Genomic DNA, 18,110 nt, shown 5'->3' with positions numbered 1-18,110 from the left:
GATCAGGCACGGAAGGACACCTGGGCGCTGCCCAGGCCGTCGATGGTCAGGAAAAAGTGGTCGCCCGCCTGCACCGGCTCCAGCGGCACCAGCGAACCCGAGAGAATCACCTCGCCGGCCTTGAAGGGGATGCCAAAGGCGCCGAGGGTATTGGCCAGCCAGGCGACCGCAGTCAACGGGTTGCCCTGCACCGCCGAACCCAGGCCCTCGCTCAGGGGCTGGTGGTTCTTCGACACGCGCATATGCAGGTTGGGCAGGTCGAGGGTGCGCGGATCGACGCACTGGCTGCCGAGCACGAACACGCCGCAGGAAGCGTTGTCGGCCACCGTGTCCTGAATGCGGATGCGCCAGTCATGAATGCGTGAATCGACAATCTCGAAGCAGGCAGTGACGTAGTCTGTCGCCGCCAGTACATCGTCCTCGGTCACCCCTGGGCCAACCAGGTCGTGCTTGAGCACGAAGGCGATCTCACCTTCGGCGCGCGGCTGGATAAGCCGATGTTCGCCAAGGGAGATATCGGCACCGTCGGCAAAGGCCATGCTGCGGGTGATGAAGCCGAAGTCCGGCTGATGCACATCGAGCATGCGCTGCACGGCGGCCGAGGTGACGCCGATCTTCTTGCCGATGACCCGGTCGCCGGCGGCCACGCGACGCTGCATGCTGTGCAGCGAGATGTGGTAGGCATCCTCGATGGTTATCTGCGGCCAGCGTTCGGTCAAAGGCGCCAGGGTCTGGCCTTCGGTCAGGGCCTGGTAGAGTTCATCACCGTAGTGCTGGTGAAGCTGCGCAGTCATGGCCGGCCCTCCGCAAGAAACGCCAGGCACTCGCGATTGAACAGCGCGCGGTGCTCGACCATCACCCAATGGCCGCACTCGCTCAGCAGCACGAAGCGGATACGCTGGCAGGCCTGCATCAGGGTCTGTGCACCGGAGGCCGGGCAGAACCTGTCGTTCATGCCCCAGAAGCCGAGGATCGGGCAGGCCAGTTGCGCCACCTGCTCGGCCATGTTCGGCACGTCCATGGTCGAAAGCACACAGGGCGGTTGCTCGGCGACCACCGCCACACGCTCGGCAACGGTAGCGTCGTCGATCAGCGCGGGGTCGAACAGTTGCAGGGCCAGCAGGCGTTTCATCCCGGCGGCATCGCGCAACTCACCGCTGGCAAACGCGGCAGCCATGCGCTGGATACCTTCCATCTGCAGGTAGTACTGAGCCTTGTCCATCAGGCCGCCAGGGGCCATCAGCACCAGCCGTGCGACCCGCTCGGGTTGGCGCAAGGCGATGGCGATGGCGATGGCGCCACCCAGGGAGTTGCCGACCAGGGTGCAGCGCTGTACGTCGAGGGCGTCGAGCAGGCCCAACAGGGCGTCGACAAAGAAGTCCAGGGTGTAGTCGGTCAGAGGCTTGTCGGACGCCCCATAGCCGGGCAGGTCCGGGACGATGACGCGGTAACCCGCGGCGGCGAAGGCTGGGTAGTTGTGCTTGAAATTGCTGTGCCCGCTGGCACCAGGGCCGCTGCCGTGGATAAAGACGACCGGGTCGCCGGTGCCTGTGTCGTGGTAGTGCAACCGCAGGCCACTGGCCAGCGTGACCTTGTGCCCTTGCGCTGATATGCCCATGGGGAATCCTCCCGGCTCATTGTTGTGCCGGGATTATTCAGAGGGCCTGTTGGCAGAACATCGTCCGAGAGGACTACACAGGTGCAGCGGGTGCAGCGGGTGCAATAGTCCCTTTGGACGTAGGCCTGCCCGGCAGCCCCTCCTAGACTCGGTCCAACCCCTGGACAACAAGGCATCGCAATGCACGACCCCTTGAGTTTTCATGACAAAGTCGTCCTCGTCACCGGTGGTGGCAAGGGCGTGGGCAGAGGCATCAGTCGGCGCTTTCTGGCGTGTGGCGCCCACGTGGTGATCTGCGGCCGCCAGGCACCGGAACGGCTGCCTGCCCAAGGTGGCCGAGAGGCGTTGTTCTTCCCTTGCGACGTACGCGACGTGGAACAGCTGGAGCAATTGATGCGCCACATCATGGAGCGCTTCGGCCGCCTCGACGTGCTGATCAACAACGCCGGCGGCGCGCCCTACGCGGACGCGGCCAGTGCCTCGCCGCGCTTCTCCGAATCGATCATCCGCCTCAATCTGCTGGCCCCGCTGAACCTCTGCCAGTTGGCCAACCGCGTCATGCAGGCCCAGCCCGAGGGCGGCAGCATCATCAACATCTGCAGTGTCAGCGCCACCCGCCCGTCCCCCGGTACCGCCGCCTACGGCGCCGCCAAGGCCGGGTTGCTCAACCTGACCCGTTCACTGGCGGTGGAATGGGCGCCGAAAGTACGGGTGAATGCCGTGACCGCCGGGCTGATCCTGACGGAACAGGCCGGCCTGCACTACGGCGACGACCACGCTGTCGCCCAGGTAGCGGCGACCGTGCCGTTGGGGCGCCTGGCCGAACCGGAGGACATCGGCGACACCTGTCTCTACCTCGCCTCGCCCCTGGCCCGCTACGTCAGCGGTGCCGACCTGGCCGTGCACGGTGGCGGCGAACGGCCGGCCTTTCTCGACGCGGCGAATGCCCACTGAACCCAAGGAACCGACATGAACCGAATCGCCAGCCATACGGTGGCCCTGAACCTGACCCGCGACCAGGCCTGGGGCAAGCTTCGCGACCTCAGCCTTGCCCCCCACTATGTACCGGGCTTGACCGGTAGCCGGTTTCACGCTGGCGCCCGCGAAGGCATGGGCGCGAGCCGCCGGGTCATGCGCAAGGGTGGGCAGTGGCTGGACGAAAGCGTGGTGCACTGGGAAGACGGTGCAGGCTTCGTGCTGGTACTGCACAAGGGCAATGCCGGCGCGCCCTTCCCTTTTCGCCAGGCCAGCTTCAGGTATTGGCTGGAGGGCTCGGGGGACAGCTGCCGCATCAGCACCAGCCTGCATTACCGCCTGCGCGGAGGGCGCCTGGCCGAGTGGCTGCTGGGGCGGGCGTTCGACAAGGTAGTGCGGGAGATTGGCGAAAACCTCAAGGCCTACTATGAGAGTGGTCGCACGCAAAACAAGGACCTGCAGGCCTGAGCGGTATCGGCCCCACAGCCTTCGATCGCTGTGGGGCCTGCCCAAGCCCGCTCATGGCGGCCCGACGTTGACCTCGCTCCAATAGGCTTTCATGCTGCGGATCAAGCCCCGCGCATCGAATGCCATCACATCGATCACATCCAGCGCGCGCTCGCCAAAGACCACGCGAAACGGCACGGCCCCCTGCCCGTCACAGGTAGCCCGCACTGGCCCGGTCAGTGCGGCTGATACCTGCAATGTCCCCAACCCCTGGCGGTAGAACGCGGCAATGGCCTCGATCCCCCGCAATGGCGTCGAGCCGACCGGGTCTTCAACCTTGGCATCCTCGGCATACAGCCCGAGGATGCCTTCGATATCGCCGGCATCCACCAGCGCCACGTAGCGCTGCATGAGCTGCTGAACCTGCTGCGGCGTCGGCAAACCCATGTCAGGCCACCTCGAACAGCGCAGCAGCACCCATGCCGCCGCCAATGCACATGCTCACCACGACGTAACGGACGCCCCGGCGCTTGCCCTCGATCAGCGCATGCCCGACCATCCGCGCCCCGGACATGCCGAACGGGTGGCCAATCGCGATGGCGCCACCGTTGACATTGAGCCGGTCGTTATCGATGCCCAGGGTATCCCGGCAATACAGCACCTGGCAGGCAAACGCCTCGTTCAGCTCCCACAGGCCGATGTCCTGAACCTTCAGGCCATGGCGCTTGAGCAGCTTGGGGATGGCATACACCGGCCCGATGCCCATCTCGTCCGCCTGGCACCCCGCCACCGCCAGGCCGCGATAGATACCCAACGGCTGCAAGCCACGCTGCGCGGCCATGCGTGCGCTCATCAGCACAGACGCCGAGGCGCCGTCCGACAGCTGCGAGGCATTGCCCGCCGTGATGAAACGCCCGGCAGGCGTCCACTGCCCGCCCGCCCACACCGGTTCCAGGGCAGCCAGGCTGGCCGCGCTGGTATCGGCGCGGTTGCATTCGTCCTGGCGCAAGGTCACCTGTTCATGCCGGCTCTCGCCGCTGGCCTTGTCCACCAGCAGCTTGTGCGTCAGCAGTGGCGCCAGCTCCTGGTCGAACAGCCCGGCCTGCTGCGCCTGAGCGGTGCGCAACTGGCTCTGCAGGCTGTAGGCATCCTGCTCCTCGCGGCTGATGCCGTAACGCTGGGCGACGATCTCGGCGGTCTCGATCATCGGGATGTACGCGGTGGGGTCGCGCTCCAGCACCAGGCTGGACTGCAGGCGATAGAGGTTCTTGTGCTTGTTCTGCACCAGCGAGATCGACTCCAGGCCACCGGCCACGGCAATGTCGAGCTCGTTGCAGAGAATGCCCTTGGCCGCGATGGCAATGCTCATCAGGCCCGAGGCGCACTGGCGCTCCACCGCCATGCCGGCGACCTGCGCCGGCAGGCCGGCAGCGGTGGCACACAGGCGCCCCAGGTTGTACGCCTGGGTGCCCTGCTGGGCGGCGGCGCCGATGATCACATCCTCCACTTCTTCCGGCGCGATGCCGGCGCGGCGGACGGCCTCGGCCACCACGTGGCCACCCAGCGTGGGTGCCTCGGTATCGTTGAAGGCACCGCGAAAGGCTTTGCCGATGGGCGTGCGTGCCGTGGAAACGATGACTGCTTCGTTCATGCTCAATTCCTCAGTTCGGGTAGTAGCGGCTGATCGTGTCGACCACGCAGCCTGGCCGTTCCTGGCCTTCGATCTCGACGCTGACGCGGATCAGCGCCTGCACACCGGTGCCCACCGTTTCGGTGGACAACAAGGTGGCGCTGCCGCGCACACGCGAACCGACGCGCACCACCGATGGGAAGCGCACCCGCTCGCAACCGTAGTTCACGCCCATGGCGATCCCGCGCACTTCGACGATCTGCGGCAGGAACAGGTTGACCAGCGCAAGGCTCAGGTAGCCATGGGCGATGCACGCGCCAAACGGCCCCTGGGCGGCGCGCCGGGCATCGACATGAATCCACTGATGATCGCCGCTGGCTTCGGCGAACAGGTCGATGCGCGCCTGGTCCACCAGCAGCCATTCGCTTTTGCCCAGTTCCTGCCCCTGGGCGTCATGCAGCGCGCCTGGCGTTTCGAAAATACGCGGCATGTTCAGGCCCTCTGGCTGGAAACCGACAGCACTTCGCCGGTCATGTACGAGCTGTAGTCGCTGGCCAGGAACATCATCACGTTGGCCACCTCCCACACCTCTGCCGCGCGGCCAAAGGCCTCGCCAGCGGCCAGTTGGTCCAGCACCGCCTGCGGTGCGGAGCGGGCGAGGAAATCATGCATGGCGATGCTCGGGCTCACCGCGTTGATGCGGATGCCATGTTCGGCCGCTTCCAGCGCCGAACAGCGGGTCAGCGCCATCACCCCGGCCTTGGCCGCGGCATAGTGGGCCTGCTGCTTCTGTGCGCGCCAGCCGAGCACCGAGGCGTTGTTGACGATCGCCCCGGCGCCCCGCGCCATCATGTGCGGCAGCATGGCCCGGGTCATGCGCATGGTGCCGGTGAGGGTGACGTCGATCACCCGCTGCCACTCTTCGTCCGGCATCTCCACCAGTGCGCGGGAGCCGCCCAGGCCGGCATTGTTGATCAGCACGTCGACCCCTCCCAGCTCACGCTCGGCGGCGGCGACCAGGGCGCGAACCTGGGCTTCGTCAGTGACATTGCACAGCTGCCCATGAACGGCCTGCAACTGGCTGGCCTCACGGATGCGCGCCACCGCCTCGTGCAACCGGCCTTCGTGGATATCGCTGATCATCAGCGCCCGGCAACCCTCTTCGGCAGCGCGCAGCGCAGCGGAAAAGCCGATACCGGAGCCGGCCGCGGCGGTGATCAGCACCGACTTGCCGCGCAGCAGGCCATGGCCCGGAACATAATGGGGAACAGTCATGCAGAAACTCCTTCGATCAGGGACGCACTCGCGGCTCCCGGGGCATGCCCAGGGCGCGTTCGGCGATGATGTTGCGCTGGATCTCGTTGCTGCCGCCGTAGAGGGTGTCGGCACGGCTGAACAGGTACAGCGACTGCAGGCGGCTGAGCTGGTAAGGCGCAGCTTCGAGCAGCTCGGCCTCAGGCCCGAGCACATCCATGGCGAGCTTGCCGAGGCTGGCATGCCAGTTCGACCAGTTCAGCTTGTAGATGGTCGCCTCGCGGCGCAGCGAACCGTCCTGGGGCCCGGAAAGCATGCGCAGCGAGTTGTAGCGAAGGATGCGCAGGCCGCACCAGGCCTCGGCCAGGCGCAGGCGCAAATGCGGGTCGCGGTCGGCGCCATTGGCCCGGGCGATGGCGATGATCTGGTCCAGCTCGTTGTGGAATTGCATCTGCTGGCCCAGGGTGGACACGCCGCGTTCGAAGCCGAGCAGCGCCATGGCGATCTTCCAGCCCTCGCCCGGCTGGCCGACGATGTTGGCGGCCTCGGTGCGGGCATCGTCGAAGAACACCTCGTTGAATTCCGAGGTCCCGGTCATCTGTTCGATAGGTCGTACGCTGATGCCCGGCTGGTCCATCGGCACCAGCAGGAACGACAAGCCATGATGGCCGACGCTGCCGGGTTCGGTGCGGGCCAGCACGAAGCACCAGTCGGACTCGTGGGCCAACGAGGTCCAGACCTTCTGGCCGTTGATCCGCCAGTCACCGTTGGCGTCCTGGGCGGCCCGGGTTTTCACCGCGGCCAGGTCCGAGCCTGCGCCCGGTTCGGAATAGCCCTGGCACCAGAAGGTGGTGCCCGCGACGATACCAGGCAAGAACCGGCGCTTCTGCGCCTCATTGCCAAAGGCGGCAATCGTCGGGCCGGCCAGGCCTTCACCGATGTGGCCCATGCGCCCCGGCCCACCGGCACGGGCGTATTCCTCGTGGAATATCACCTGCTGGCTGATCGACAGCCCGCGCCCGCCATGCTCCGCAGCCCAGCCCACACAGGTCCAGCCGCCTTCGGCGAGCTTGCGCTCCCACGCCTTGCGCTCGTGTGCGAGCATGTGTTCGTCGCCGGGGCCACCGCGAAAACGCAGCGCTTCGAACTCGCCGCACAAGTGTTCGGCCAACCAACCGGCGACCTCTTGGCGAAAGTGCTCGTCCTGCTCATTGAAACTGATCTTCATGCTTGCTCCCCGATAACCAGGTTGGCGATCTGCTGCAGATGCCAGGCGGGTGCCCCAAGGTAACTTTCGCTGGCTCGGGCACGCTTGAAATACAGATGGGGGTCGTACTCCCAGGTGAAGCCGACCCCGCCGTGCAGCTGGATCGACTCGGCGGCGCAATGGAAATACGCCTGGGAGCACTGCGACTTGGCCAGTGAGGCGGCCAGCGGCAGCTCGGCGGCGACGTGCCGGTCGCCTGCCGGGGCGAGCACTTCCTGGGCAACGCAGGCCGCGTAGTAACTGGCCGAGCGGGCACATTCGACCTGCAGCATCATGTCGGCGACACGGTGCTTGAGGGCCTGGAAACTGGCCAGGGGGCGACCGAACTGCTGGCGCTCCTGCAGGTAGGCAACGCTCAGGTCCAGCGTTTGCTGGGCACCACCGACCTGTTCAGCCGCCAGGCCGATGCAGGCCAGGCGCAGCACCTGCTGCAACACCGGCCAGGCTGCGTCGAGCACGGCGTGCGGCCCGACGTAGACGCGCTCCAGGCGAATGCGCCCCAGGCGCCGGGTCTGGTCCATGCTCGGTTGCCACTGGCGCTGCAGGCCGACCTGCCCGGCCTCGACCAGGAACAGTTTGATGCCCTCTGCCGTGCAGCCCGCGACCACCAGCAGGTCGGCACTGTAGCCGTCGATGACCTGGGCGTATTCACCGTCGAGCACATAGCCCTCGCCCTCGGGCCTGGCGGCCACACTGATGTCGCCCGGCGACCAGCCAGCCCCGGTGCCCCAGGCCAGGGTGGCGCGCACCTTGCCCTCGGCAATGGCCGGCAGCCAGCGTTGTTTCTGTGCTTCGTTGCCGGCCAGCAACAGCGCTGGCGTGGCCAGGCAGGCCGTGGCGAAGAACGGCGAACAGAGCAGGCGCCGGCCCATCTGTTCGAGCAGGATGGCCAGCTCGACATAGCCCAGGCCCAACCCGCCGTAGGCTTCGGGGATGTGGATTGCCGGCCAGTACATCTCGCTGCACAGGCGTTGCCAGAGTGCGGCATCGTAGCCAGCTTCGCTGGCCATGGCCGTACGTACGGCGGCACTGTCGCAGACATCGGCGAGGAAGCCCTCGGCCGATTCACGGATCATTTCCTGCTCGTCGGTGAATGCAAAGTCCATCGCGGGGCCTTCTACTCGTGTGGCGGGTGTGGCGTGAAGTGTGGGCGGGTGCGGGGACGGTGGAATCGGCCAATCGGACTAGGGGCTGCCTTGAGCCTGGCCCGCACAACAAAAAACCGCATCACACTGGCATGTGATGCGGCCCGCGAAGCCTGCGGAAAACGTGGAGTCAGGTGCCGTAGACTTTCTGCGCCGGTACGGCCATTTCCAGCAATTGCGCCACGGCAGCCCCTACTTCGGTCACTGCCCAGCGCCCCTGGTTGTCCAGCTGTGGGCCGCGCCGCCAGCCATCGGCGATCGACAAGCGGCCGCCCTCTACCTCGAACAGCTGCCCGCTGACCCCCGCCGACGCCGTCGAGCCCAGCCAGACCACCACTGGCGCGACGTTCTCGGGTGCGAAGAAGTCGAAACCCTGCTCCGGCCGCTTCATCACATCGGCAAACACCTGCTCGGTCATGCCGGTGCGCGCCGCCGGTGCCAGGGCATTCACGGTAATCCCGTAACGTGCCAGCTCGGCCGCCTGCACCAGGGTCAGCGCGGCAATCCCACCCTTGGCCGCCGCATAGTTGGACTGCCCGATCGAGCCTTGCAAGCCGGCACCGGAGCTTGTGTTAATGATCCGCGCATCCACCTTCACACCCTGCTTGGCCTGCTCGCGCCAGTAGCGCACGGCATGGCTGGCCAGGCAGAAGTGCCCCTTCAGGTGAACCGCCACCACCGCATCCCAGTCGCTTTCGCTCAGGCTGGCAAACATGCGGTCACGGCAGATGCCGGCGTTGTTCACGACCACATCCAGCCCGCCAAAGGTGCTCAGCGCCGCCTGCAGGATCAGCCCGGCATCACTGTAGTCGGTGATGTCGTTGCTGTTGGCCACGGCCTCCCCGCCCTGGGCGCGGATCTGCGCCACCACCGTTTCGGCGGCTTCGCGGTTGATGTCGTTGACCACCACCTTGGCGCCCTCGGCAGCAAAGGCCAGGGCATAGGCCCGGCCCAGTCCGCCGCCGGCACCGGTGATGATCACGGTGCGGTTTTCGCAACTCGCCATACTGTTCTCCTACAAGCGTTCGATAATGGTCACGTTGGCCTGGCCGCCGCCTTCGCACATGGTCTGCAGGCCATAGCGGCCGCCGCTGCGCTCCAGTTCATGCAACAGGCTGCACAGCAGCCGGGTACCGGTGGCGCCCAGCGGATGCCCCAGGGCAATGGCGCCGCCATTGACGTTGGTCTGGGCATGGGGGTATCCGGTCTCCTGCAGCCAGGCCATGACCACCGAGGCGAAGGCTTCGTTGATCTCCACCCGGTCGATGTCCTCCAGGCGCATGCCGGCACGCTTGAGCGCGTACTCGGTGGCCGGTATCGGCGCGGTCAGCATCCATACCGGATCGTCGGCACGCACGCTCATGTGCTGGATCCGCGCCCGCGGTGTCAGGTTGTAGCGCTTGAGCGCCGCCTCCGAGACGATCAGCACGGCGCTGGCGGCGTCGCAGGTCTGGCTCGACACCGCCGCCGTCACCCGGTCGCAGCCGAACAGCGACTCAAGCTCGGCCATCTTCTCCAGGCTGGTGTGGCGCGGCGTCTCGTCATGCTCGACGCCCGCCAGCGGGACAATCTCGCGGCGAAAATAACCCCGTTCGACAGCCCGCAGCGCCCGGCGATGGGACTCCATGGCGTAGGCTTCCAGCGCCTGGCGGCTGAGGTTCCAGCGTTCGGCAATCATCTGCGCCGAGCGGAACTGCGACGGTGGCGTGGCGCCGTAGCGGCGTACCCAGCCCTCGGAGCCGCTGAACGGGTCAGTGAAGCCCAGCGGCTCGGCGGCGGTCATGGCCGAGGAAATCGGGATTTGCGTCATGGTCTGCACACCGCCTGCGACCACCACGTCCTGGGTGCCACTCATCACCGCCTGGGCAGCGAAGTGCACCGCCTGCTGTGACGAGCCGCACTGGCGGTCGATGGTGGTGCCCGGCACGGCCTGGCTGAGCCCGGCTGCCAGCCACGCGGTGCGGGCGATGTCGCCTGCCAGCGGGCCGATGGTGTCGACGCAACCGAAGATCACGTCGTCGTAGTCGTCGTCGGGAATGGCATTGCGCTCGACCAAGGCCCGCAGCACATGGCCCCCCAGGTCGGCGGCGTGGATCTGCGCCAGGCCACCCTTGCGCCGCCCGGTAGGCGTGCGCAGGGCGTCGACGATATAGGCTTCAGGCATGCTCTACCTCGTAATCCGCAATCAGAAAGTGGCGCCGGCGCCAATGGCCAGCCCTTGTTCGAACAGTGCCGCGCGCACCCGCGCCTTGTGCAGCGCCGGGTCGCCCCAGGCCTTGTCCAGCGCCCAGGCGCGCTTCATGAACAGCTGCAGGTCGACTTCCCAGGTGTAACCCATGGCGCCATGGGCCTGCATCGCGTTGCGCGCCGCCAGCAAGGCCGCCTCCGAGGTGGCCAGGCAGGCATGGGACACGGCCACGGCCTGCGCAGCCTCGCCGTGGGCCACGGCATGGGCGGCGCGGTACAGCGGGCCCTTGGCGAATTCGATGCGCACCGCGACGTTGGCCATCAGGTGTTTCACCGCCTGGAACGAGCCGATCGGTTTGCCGAACTGCTTGCGCTCGAAGCTGTAGTCCACGGCCAGGTCGACCATGCGCTTGGCCAGGCCCAGGCGCTGCGCTGCGCAGCCCAGCGCACCCCGCTCGAAAGCCCGCGCCAGCAGCTGTGCGGCTTCTTCGCCACGGGCCACGCAGGTGCTTGCTGCCGGCGTCCAGGTCACCTGGTACAAGTGGCGGCTCGGGTCTACCGAGGCATTGCGTACCAGCTCGACGGCCTCGCGCGGCACCGCATGCAGTTCGTCCGCATGGCTGAGCAACAGCAGGTCGGCGACATGGGCGTCACTGACCAGAGGGTTGCCCGGCTCAGACACTGCCAGCCGCGCCCGGCCTTCGGCTACCCGGCTCAACCAGTCGCGCTTGAGCGCCTCGTGCGCCTCGCCCAGCTCGGCCAGCAGCGGCACGGCCACCAGCATGGTGTCCACCAGCGGTTCGGGCAGGCTGGCGTAGCCGCACTCCTGGGCCAGCAGCACGAAGTCCAGCGCGCCCAGCCCCAGGCCGCCGTACTGCTCGGGTACGGTCAAGACGGTGAGGCCCAGCTCGACCAACTGGCCCCAGAGCCGATCGCAACGGCCACTGTCGGTCTGCCACAGCTCGCGGATGCGCTCCGGGGTGACCTCGTTGATGAAAAAACTGCGTACGCTGTCCTGGAACAGCAACTGGTCGCTGTTGAAACTGAAGTCCATGGTCTGCTCCTCAGGCGCGCGGCATGCCGAGCATGCGCTCGGCGATGATGTTGCGCTGGATCTCGTTGGTGCCGGCGTAGATCGGCCCGGCCTGGGCGAACAGAAAACCCTCCAGCCACGCGCCGACGTCGCCGGCCGCCGGGGCCTCGGGCAGCAGTTCGCCACGCAGGCCGAGGATGCTCATGGCGGTGTCGTGCAGGCGCAGGTCCAGCTCCGACCAGAAGATCTTGTTGGTCGAGGACTCAGGGCCGATCCGCCCGCCCTTCACCAACTTGGAGGCGGTCATGTAGGTGAGCTGGGTGTAAGCCTCGGCATCCAGCCAGCAGCGCATCACCGCCTCGCCGATGGCCGGATCACGGTCGGCGCTCTCACGGTTGGCCTGATACAGCTGCACCAGCCGCCGTGCGGTTTCCTGGAAGCGTGCTGGCGAGCGCAGCATCAGCCCGCGTTCGAAGCCTGCCGTGGACATCGCCACGTGCCAGCCCATGCCCTCGCCACCCAGCACGTTGTGCGCCGGCACCCGCACGTCGTCGAAGAAGATCTCGGCGAACCCCGGCAGGCCGTTCAGCTGCGGGATCGGCCGCACGGTGATACCCGGGCTGTCCAGGGGCACCAGGATGAACGTCAGGCCGTGGTGACGCTGGGACGCCGGGTCGGTGCGGAAGATGCAGAACACCCAGTCCGCCCATACCGCGCGGGTCGACCAGGTCTTCTGGCCATTAAGTACATAGTGGTCACCCTCGCGCACGGCCTTGGCGCGGATCGCCGCCATGTCCGAGCCGGCACCCGGCTCCGACCAGCCCTGGGCCCAGATGTCCTGCCCGGTCGCCATGCGCGGCAGAAAGCGGGCCTTCTGTTCCTCGGTGCCGAACTCCATCAGGGTCGGGCCGAGCAGGAAGATGCCGTTCTGGTTGACCCGCGCCGGGGCGCCGGCACGGTAGTACTCTTCCTCGAAGATCAGCCACTCGATCAGGTCGCAGCCACGCCCACCCAGCCGGGTTGGCCAGGTGACCATGCCCCAGCGCCCTTCGTTGAGTGTCGCTTCCCAGGCCCGGTGCGCAGCGAAGCCTTCCTCGGTATCGAACGAGGGCAGCGCTGCGCTTGGCACGTTGGCTTCGAGCCAGGCCCGCACTTCGGCACGGAATGCCTGCTGGGCCTTGGTGTAAGTGAGGTCCATGGTCGCTGCCCTCAGCCGTTGAAGTGAGCGCTGCGCTTCTCGACGAACGAGTCGCGCGCTTCCTGGGAGTCCTGGGTGCGGTACGCCTCCAGGGTAAAACCTTGTTCGCGGCGGTACTTGTCTTCGAGGTTGCCATCCTCGATGCCGTTGAGCGCTTCCTTGGCCAGGCGGATCATGGCCGCGCTCTTGCCGGCGATGGAGGCAGCGATCTGCAGGGCGGTCTCGCGCAGCTGCTCGCGCGGCACCACGCGCTCCACTGCACCCAGCCGGTAGGCCTCGGCGGCGTCGATCATTTCGCCGGTGAAGTACATGTGGCGCACCTTCTGCACCGGGAACAACCGCTGCAGGTGCGCACCGCCGCCCATGGCGCCACGGTCCACTTCGGGTACGCCGAAGCGTGCGCAGTCGGAAGCGACCAGGATATCGGCGGCACCGCAGATGCCGATCCCGCCGCCCAGGACGAAACCGTGCACGGCGACGATCACCGGCAACGGGTTGCGGTGGATGGCCTTGAAGGTGTCGTAGTTGCCCTTGTTGACCGCAACGATCAGGTTGCCGTCAGCGGCCAGTTCCTTGATGTCGACCCCGGCGCAGAAGCCGCGGCCCTCGGCACGGATGACGATCACCCGCACCCGTTGGTCGCGGCCAAGGTCGTCCAGGGTGCGGGCAATATCGGCCCAGCCCTGGCTGTTGAAGGCATTGACCGGTGGGTGATCGAACACCATCTCGGCGATGCCGCGGTCAATGTTGACGCTGAATGCTTGCATCGGGATTCCCCCTCAGGAAAGTCGGCGGTACAGCGCGTCCAGGTGCCGTTCGGCATCCTGGACGATCTGCTCTATCAATTCGGCGCACCGGGGCAGGCTGTCGATGCCTGCGGCCACTTGCCCGGCCGGTAGCACGCCCTCGGCAGGTCGGCCTTCGACCATGGCCTTCTGGATCACCATCGGCGCGTTGGCGGCCATCAGGCTCTGGGCCGCGGTCAGCCCGCCGTCGCGCCGCATCTTCAGGGCGCTGCCCAGCAGCTGGCCAAGGCCCAGCCCGGTGTGGCGGCGGTACGCCAGGCCGCTGCGCAGCGCCAGCAGCCAACGGCGCAGGCCGCCACCGGCTTCCAGTGCGTCCAGCAGTTCGTTGCGGATCATCCGTTGCGGCATGCCGTCGATGGCCCGGCTGACGATCACCTGGCCCGGGTCGCGGACCGCCAGGTAGCGCGCCAGCGTGGCCTGTGGCACCGGGCTTTCGGCACTCATCAGAAAGCGCGTGCCCATGGCGATGCCATCGGCTCCCTGGGCCAGGGCAGCCACCAGGCCGCGACCATCCTTGAAGCCGCCCGCGGCCACCACCGGCACCTGCAGTGCATCGAGCACCTGGCCCAGCAGCATCGCCGTCGGCACCGCCCCCGTGTGCCCGCCGCCCTCGCCACCCTGCACGGTGACCACGTCCGCGCCCATCTCCACGGCTTTCTGCGCGTGCTTGAGGGCGCCAACCGTGGGCATGCAGACCACCCCGGCATCCTTGAGCCGGGCGATCATCTGCCGGCCGGGCGAGCGGCTGTAACTGACCGCACGTACCTTGTGCTTGAGCACCAGCTCGACGATTTCGCCGGCGTTGGCCTGGTACATGTGAAAGTTGACCCCGAAAGGCTGGCCGGTGAGGCGCCGGGTTTCAACGATCGCCGCCTCCATCTGCCGGGGCTCGATCGTCGCCCCGGCCAGGAAGCCAAAGCCCCCGGCGTTGCAGGTGGCGGCCACCAGGCGCGGGTCGGCGACCCAGCCCATGGCCGTCTGGACAATCGGGTAGCGGCAACCGAGCAAGGCGGTCAGGCGCGTCTGCAGTGACACGGCCATCTCACGCCCTCCCCGTTTCACGTTGGGCGCTGGCCATGGAGCGGGCATCGTGCCCGCCCAGGCGATCGCCGCAGGCCAGCTCGTTGTGCGCATGGGCGAAGTGGTGCAGGCCGAACACCATGTCCATGGTGGCGCGCTTGCCCATCAGGTCCTCGGCATTGTTCACCGCTTGCTTGGCCAGCTGCAGGCCCAGGCGCGGCATTTGCGCGACCTGCTCGGCCATGGCCAGGGTTTCCTGCTCCAGCTGCTCGCGGGGTACCACGCGGTTGAGCATGCCCATCTGGTACGCGCGGGCGGCCGGCATGGGGTTGCCCAGGAGCAGAAACTCCTTGGCGATGCGCGGGTTCAGTTCGTGCACATGGGCGAAGTACTCCACCCCCGGGATGCCCATGCGCACCACCGGGTCGCGGAACCAGGCGTCATCGCTGGCCACGATCAGGTCGCAGACCCAGGCCAGCATCAGGCCGCCGGCAATGCAGGCGCCCTGGACCATGGCGATGGTGGGCTTGGGCATGTCGCGCCAGCGCCGGCACATGCCCAGGTAGACCTCCTGTTCGCGGGCGTAAAGAAACTCGCCGCCCGGCTTGCCGACATGGTCGTACCACAGGCTGACCCGGTCGAAGCTCTGGTCGACATCGCGCCCCGGGGTGCCGATGTCGTGGCCGGCGGAGAAATGCTTGCCAGCGCCGCGCAGCACGATGACCTTCACCGCGTCATCGGCGCAGGCACGGGCAAATGCCTTGTCCAGGGCATAGGTCATGCGTGAGTTCTGGGCGTTGTGGTACTCGGGTCGGTTCATGGTGACCAGGGCCACCGCGCCGCGTACTTCGTACAGCACCACCTCATCGGCTTGTGTGATGTCTTGCTCGCTCATTGCTGCTACTCCGGTTCGAGGTGTTGGCCCTGCGCGGCTCAGCGCAGGCCTGGCGGGTTGCCCTTGAGCTGGCTGGCGCGCAGGTCATCGGGGTCCAGGCGCTGGATCAGTTGCAGCTGCGCCGCGCTGGGTGCCTGGGTAAGCGGCACCTGCTCGGGCACATGCAGTTCGAACCCGGTGTTGTCACGCACCTCGTCCAGGCTCACCCCGGGGTGCAGCGAGCGCACCCGCACCTGGTGTTGCGGGCCGAGGAAGTCCAGCACGCAGAGGTCGGTGACGATCAGGCGGATGTCGATGTCGTCCAGCGACCAGCCACGGGCCAGCCGTGCGGGGTTGTAGCCCACCGACGAGACCATGTCGCACTCCCCTTCGACGAACACCCGGCGGTTATGGCTGGGCACGTAGAACGAGTTGGCATGGCTGATGGAGTTGCCCGGCAGGCCACGCACGCCGAGCATCTGCGACTTGGGTTTGGCGTAGTCGCCGATGCACGACAGGTTGGCCTGGCCGAAGCGGTCGACCTGGATCGGCCCGATCATGGCGTGGCGCTTGCCGCTCCAGACGTTGTCGAAAATGCGCGAGAAGCCCATCCAGCTGTCGCGCTTGGGCACATAGCCGTTGCGCGGCCCGATCGGCACCGGCTCGGCGACCATGTAGGCCTCGGAGTCGGTCATCATCAGCCTGGGGTTGCCGTCGAGCATGCTCAGTGAGGCCGCCAGGCGCGGGATCACGCCGATGCCGGTGGCCAGCACCTCGCCGTCGTCGCGCCAGGCCTGGGCGGCGGCGCAGATCATCAGTTCAGCGAGGCTGTAGGTGGGTGCGTTGGTCATACGTTCCTCGCTTAGAAAACCGGCAGGGGCAGTTGGCGGATGCCTTCGAGGCCGCCGCAACGTTCCAGGTACTGGGAGTGGGAACAGTCCACATAGCGCTCGACGTACGCCTGCCAGTCCTCTTCGCTTTGCGCCGAGGCGGCGTAGGCCTTGAAGTGCGGCACATCGAAGCCGTACAGCGGCGCGCAGGACGAAGGGTGCGCGCCACCCGGCACATGGGCCAGCGCAGTGGTCAGGTTGCGTTCCCAGAACACCTGGTGCGCCCGTGCGGGCTCGGCATGGAACCAGTCGCTGTCCACCAGCTCGTCGCAGGTGACGTAGGTGCGCGCCGCGGCCCGCACGAACAGGTCGTCCATGTAGTGGTCGGGGCCGGCGATCTGGCAGACGCCACGGGCATCGGCACGGTCAACGTGGACCAGCGCGGCGTCGAGCTTGAGCGCCGGCATGGCGACCCAGTCACGGCCGTCGGCATAGGGCGATGCGATCAGCCGGATATCCGGGTTGCAGCGCAGCACGTCGGTGCCCAGGCCGACGGCCGTGGGAATGAACGGCACGTTCATCGCTGCCGCCCGCAGGCCCAGCAGCAACATGCCTTCATCGATTTCCATCACCTCGATGGCGCCTGCCTGGCGTGCCTTGCGAAAATGCGGCTCGAGCGGGATGAAATCGAGCGAGACGAAGGCGAACACCAGCTTTTTCACTTTGCCGGCGGCACACAGCATGCCGACATCCGCACCGCCGTAGGCGACGATGGTCAGGTCCTTGAGGTCGGAGCGCAGAATCTCGCGGATCAGCGCCATCGGCTTGCGCCGCGGGCCCCAGCCGCCGATGCCGAGGGTCATGCCGTCCTGCAGCTGGGCGACCATCGCGGCGGTAGTCATCTGTTTGTCCATGGGTACTGTCCTCATTGGCGGCCGACGCTGAAGTCATGGCCCCAGTGGCTGACCACCGTGCTCTCGAAGGGCGTGTGGCGGCTCCAGTCGACCACCAGCCCGTCGCAGCCGTACTCCAGGTCGAAACCGGAGGGCGTGCGCATGTAGAACGAAATCATCTGGTCATTGGTGTGCTGGCCGAGGGTGGCGGTCAGCTGCACGCCGTGGGCGTGCAGGCGGTCCAGGCCGCGACCGACTTCGTCCAGGCCGTCGACCTCGACCATCATGTGCACGCAGCCGCTGGCGACCGGGCACTCGAAAATCGCCAGGGAGTGGTGACGGCCGTTGTTGCAATGCATGAAGTGGATGCGCTTTTCCGGCTCGGCCGGGTCGGCGGTGAAGCGGACCTTCATCAGGTCCGAGAGCCCGAAGCCCATCAACTGCTCGTAGAAATCGCGGCAGCGTTCGAAGGTCGGCGCCGGCAGCACCACGTGGCCCATGCCCAGCTCATCGCTGACGAAGCCGCGTACGCCGACCGGCGAGACGAAGCGGGCGAAGTCCTGGCGGGGGCCCCAGTACAGCTCGTGACGGTTGCCATCCGGGTCGGCGAACAGCGCCAGGGCCTGCACCCGGCGCTGTTCGCACTGGCTGGCATCGCCCTGCTCCACACTGACCCCGCCGCCACGCAGTTCGGCCACGGCCTGGTCGAAGGCGGCCTGGCTGGCCACCTCCCAGCCGCAGGCGCCGAAGCCATCCTGGGCGCTGTGCTGCACCAGGATGCGATAAGGCCGCTCGTCCATCTTCAGCAACAGGCGCTCGCCGGACGCGTCCTCGGCGACCATCATGCCCAGCACCTGGCTGGCATAGTGGCGCCATTGCTGCAGGTCGCGCGATTGCACGGTGACATACCCCAGGCCACGGATATCCATGTGC

General features: G+C 67.1%; 20 protein-coding genes. 2 read left to right on the top strand and 18 right to left on the bottom strand.

The window, feature by feature from the left end:
- Positions 1-2: 2 nt before the first annotated feature.
- Both J7573_RS08065 and J7573_RS08060 read right to left on the bottom strand, forming a co-directional pair.
- Positions 3-794, bottom strand: coding sequence for a fumarylacetoacetate hydrolase family protein (locus J7573_RS08065; RefSeq protein ID WP_294332217.1), 792 nt, complete (start codon positions 792-794; stop codon positions 3-5).
- Positions 791-1,618 carry an alpha/beta fold hydrolase gene (locus tag J7573_RS08060; RefSeq protein WP_294332214.1) on the bottom strand — a complete coding sequence of 276 codons (828 nt, stop codon included), beginning with the start codon at positions 1,616-1,618 and terminating at the stop codon, positions 791-793. Before J7573_RS08060 ends, J7573_RS08065 begins: the two co-directional genes overlap by 4 nt.
- Positions 1,619-1,798: 180 nt before the next feature.
- Between J7573_RS08060 and J7573_RS08055 the strand changes: the two genes are divergently transcribed.
- Together J7573_RS08055 and J7573_RS08050 are read left to right on the top strand one after the other, a co-directional pair.
- Positions 1,799-2,572: an SDR family oxidoreductase gene (locus J7573_RS08055; protein ID WP_294332211.1), complete on the top strand. Its 774-nt coding sequence runs from the start codon at positions 1,799-1,801 to the stop codon at positions 2,570-2,572.
- A gap of 15 nt (positions 2,573-2,587) precedes the next feature.
- Positions 2,588-3,061, top strand: coding sequence for an SRPBCC family protein (locus J7573_RS08050; RefSeq protein ID WP_294332209.1), 474 nt, complete (start codon positions 2,588-2,590; stop codon positions 3,059-3,061).
- Between the two features lie 51 nt (positions 3,062-3,112).
- Here the strand turns inward: J7573_RS08050 and J7573_RS08045 are convergent, their stop codons facing one another.
- The 16 genes from J7573_RS08045 to J7573_RS07970 form a co-directional block, all read right to left on the bottom strand.
- Positions 3,113-3,487, bottom strand: coding sequence for a nuclear transport factor 2 family protein (locus tag J7573_RS08045; RefSeq protein WP_294332206.1), 375 nt, complete (start codon positions 3,485-3,487; stop codon positions 3,113-3,115).
- A 1-nt stretch (position 3,488) separates the two neighbouring features.
- On the bottom strand, positions 3,489-4,691 hold the full coding sequence (locus tag J7573_RS08040; RefSeq protein ID WP_294332202.1) for an acetyl-CoA C-acyltransferase: 1,203 nt from the start codon (positions 4,689-4,691) through the stop codon (positions 3,489-3,491).
- 10 nt (positions 4,692-4,701) lie between these two features.
- Complete coding sequence (locus tag J7573_RS08035) at positions 4,702-5,160, bottom strand: MaoC family dehydratase (protein ID WP_294332199.1); 459 nt, start codon at positions 5,158-5,160, stop codon at positions 4,702-4,704.
- Positions 5,161-5,162: 2 nt separating this feature from the next.
- Positions 5,163-5,945, bottom strand: a complete 783-nt coding sequence (locus J7573_RS08030; protein ID WP_294332196.1) for an SDR family oxidoreductase — start codon at positions 5,943-5,945, stop codon at positions 5,163-5,165.
- A gap of 16 nt (positions 5,946-5,961) precedes the next feature.
- Positions 5,962-7,152 carry an acyl-CoA dehydrogenase family protein gene (locus J7573_RS08025; RefSeq protein WP_294332192.1) on the bottom strand — a complete coding sequence of 397 codons (1,191 nt, stop codon included), beginning with the start codon at positions 7,150-7,152 and terminating at the stop codon, positions 5,962-5,964.
- On the bottom strand, positions 7,149-8,297 hold the full coding sequence (locus J7573_RS08020; protein WP_294332190.1) for an acyl-CoA dehydrogenase family protein: 1,149 nt from the start codon (positions 8,295-8,297) through the stop codon (positions 7,149-7,151). Before J7573_RS08020 ends, J7573_RS08025 begins: the two co-directional genes overlap by 4 nt.
- A 169-nt stretch (positions 8,298-8,466) precedes the next feature.
- Positions 8,467-9,342 (bottom strand): SDR family oxidoreductase, encoded by an 876-nt coding sequence (locus J7573_RS08015; protein WP_294332189.1) that lies wholly within the window; start codon positions 9,340-9,342, stop codon positions 8,467-8,469.
- Between the two features lie 9 nt (positions 9,343-9,351).
- The gene (locus tag J7573_RS08010; RefSeq protein WP_294332186.1) at positions 9,352-10,500 is read right to left on the bottom strand and encodes an acetyl-CoA C-acetyltransferase; all 1,149 of its coding nucleotides are present in this window, start codon (positions 10,498-10,500) and stop codon (positions 9,352-9,354) included.
- 21 nt (positions 10,501-10,521) lie between these two features.
- On the bottom strand, positions 10,522-11,577 hold the full coding sequence (locus J7573_RS08005) for an acyl-CoA dehydrogenase family protein (RefSeq protein ID WP_294332183.1): 1,056 nt from the start codon (positions 11,575-11,577) through the stop codon (positions 10,522-10,524).
- Between the two features lie 10 nt (positions 11,578-11,587).
- Complete coding sequence (locus J7573_RS08000) at positions 11,588-12,754, bottom strand: acyl-CoA dehydrogenase family protein (protein ID WP_294332180.1); 1,167 nt, start codon at positions 12,752-12,754, stop codon at positions 11,588-11,590.
- 11 nt (positions 12,755-12,765) lie between these two features.
- Positions 12,766-13,521: an enoyl-CoA hydratase family protein gene (locus tag J7573_RS07995; RefSeq protein WP_294332177.1), complete on the bottom strand. Its 756-nt coding sequence runs from the start codon at positions 13,519-13,521 to the stop codon at positions 12,766-12,768.
- Between the two features lie 12 nt (positions 13,522-13,533).
- Positions 13,534-14,601 (bottom strand): nitronate monooxygenase, encoded by a 1,068-nt coding sequence (locus tag J7573_RS07990; protein WP_294332175.1) that lies wholly within the window; start codon positions 14,599-14,601, stop codon positions 13,534-13,536.
- 1 nt (position 14,602) lies between these two features.
- Positions 14,603-15,475, bottom strand: a complete 873-nt coding sequence (locus tag J7573_RS07985; RefSeq protein ID WP_294332171.1) for an enoyl-CoA hydratase — start codon at positions 15,473-15,475, stop codon at positions 14,603-14,605.
- 38 nt (positions 15,476-15,513) lie between these two features.
- Complete coding sequence (locus J7573_RS07980) at positions 15,514-16,305, bottom strand: ketoacid CoA transferase (RefSeq protein ID WP_294332169.1); 792 nt, start codon at positions 16,303-16,305, stop codon at positions 15,514-15,516.
- 11 nt (positions 16,306-16,316) lie between these two features.
- A complete protein-coding gene (locus J7573_RS07975) occupies positions 16,317-17,198 on the bottom strand; it encodes a CoA-transferase (protein ID WP_294332166.1) in 882 nt (293 codons plus the stop codon).
- Positions 17,199-17,209: 11 nt separating this feature from the next.
- Positions 17,210-18,106: a VOC family protein gene (locus tag J7573_RS07970; RefSeq protein ID WP_294332163.1), complete on the bottom strand. Its 897-nt coding sequence runs from the start codon at positions 18,104-18,106 to the stop codon at positions 17,210-17,212.
- Positions 18,107-18,110 lie beyond the last annotated feature (4 nt).

This window comes from Pseudomonas sp., from assembly GCF_017744435.1.
Lineage (GTDB): Bacteria > Pseudomonadota > Gammaproteobacteria > Pseudomonadales > Pseudomonadaceae > Aquipseudomonas.
Note: the sequence above shows the minus strand (reverse complement) of the source record. Positions and strands in the feature narration are given on the sequence as shown.

Coding starts and splice junctions, on each gene's coding strand:
- J7573_RS08065 (WP_294332217.1), bottom strand. CDS start 794: ATGACTGCGCAGCTTCACCAGCACTACGGTGATGAACTCTACCAGGCC.
- J7573_RS08060 (WP_294332214.1), bottom strand. CDS start 1,618: ATGGGCATATCAGCGCAAGGGCACAAGGTCACGCTGGCCAGTGGCCTG.
- J7573_RS08055 (WP_294332211.1), top strand. CDS start 1,799: ATGCACGACCCCTTGAGTTTTCATGACAAAGTCGTCCTCGTCACCGGT.
- J7573_RS08050 (WP_294332209.1), top strand. CDS start 2,588: ATGAACCGAATCGCCAGCCATACGGTGGCCCTGAACCTGACCCGCGAC.
- J7573_RS08045 (WP_294332206.1), bottom strand. CDS start 3,487: ATGGGTTTGCCGACGCCGCAGCAGGTTCAGCAGCTCATGCAGCGCTAC.
- J7573_RS08040 (WP_294332202.1), bottom strand. CDS start 4,691: ATGAACGAAGCAGTCATCGTTTCCACGGCACGCACGCCCATCGGCAAA.
- J7573_RS08035 (WP_294332199.1), bottom strand. CDS start 5,160: ATGCCGCGTATTTTCGAAACGCCAGGCGCGCTGCATGACGCCCAGGGG.
- J7573_RS08030 (WP_294332196.1), bottom strand. CDS start 5,945: ATGACTGTTCCCCATTATGTTCCGGGCCATGGCCTGCTGCGCGGCAAG.
- J7573_RS08025 (WP_294332192.1), bottom strand. CDS start 7,152: ATGAAGATCAGTTTCAATGAGCAGGACGAGCACTTTCGCCAAGAGGTC.
- J7573_RS08020 (WP_294332190.1), bottom strand. CDS start 8,297: ATGGACTTTGCATTCACCGACGAGCAGGAAATGATCCGTGAATCGGCC.
- J7573_RS08015 (WP_294332189.1), bottom strand. CDS start 9,342: ATGGCGAGTTGCGAAAACCGCACCGTGATCATCACCGGTGCCGGCGGC.
- J7573_RS08010 (WP_294332186.1), bottom strand. CDS start 10,500: ATGCCTGAAGCCTATATCGTCGACGCCCTGCGCACGCCTACCGGGCGG.
- J7573_RS08005 (WP_294332183.1), bottom strand. CDS start 11,577: ATGGACTTCAGTTTCAACAGCGACCAGTTGCTGTTCCAGGACAGCGTA.
- J7573_RS08000 (WP_294332180.1), bottom strand. CDS start 12,754: ATGGACCTCACTTACACCAAGGCCCAGCAGGCATTCCGTGCCGAAGTG.
- J7573_RS07995 (WP_294332177.1), bottom strand. CDS start 13,521: ATGCAAGCATTCAGCGTCAACATTGACCGCGGCATCGCCGAGATGGTG.
- J7573_RS07990 (WP_294332175.1), bottom strand. CDS start 14,601: ATGGCCGTGTCACTGCAGACGCGCCTGACCGCCTTGCTCGGTTGCCGC.
- J7573_RS07985 (WP_294332171.1), bottom strand. CDS start 15,475: ATGAGCGAGCAAGACATCACACAAGCCGATGAGGTGGTGCTGTACGAA.
- J7573_RS07980 (WP_294332169.1), bottom strand. CDS start 16,305: ATGACCAACGCACCCACCTACAGCCTCGCTGAACTGATGATCTGCGCC.
- J7573_RS07975 (WP_294332166.1), bottom strand. CDS start 17,198: ATGGACAAACAGATGACTACCGCCGCGATGGTCGCCCAGCTGCAGGAC.
- J7573_RS07970 (WP_294332163.1), bottom strand. CDS start 18,106: ATGGATATCCGTGGCCTGGGGTATGTCACCGTGCAATCGCGCGACCTG.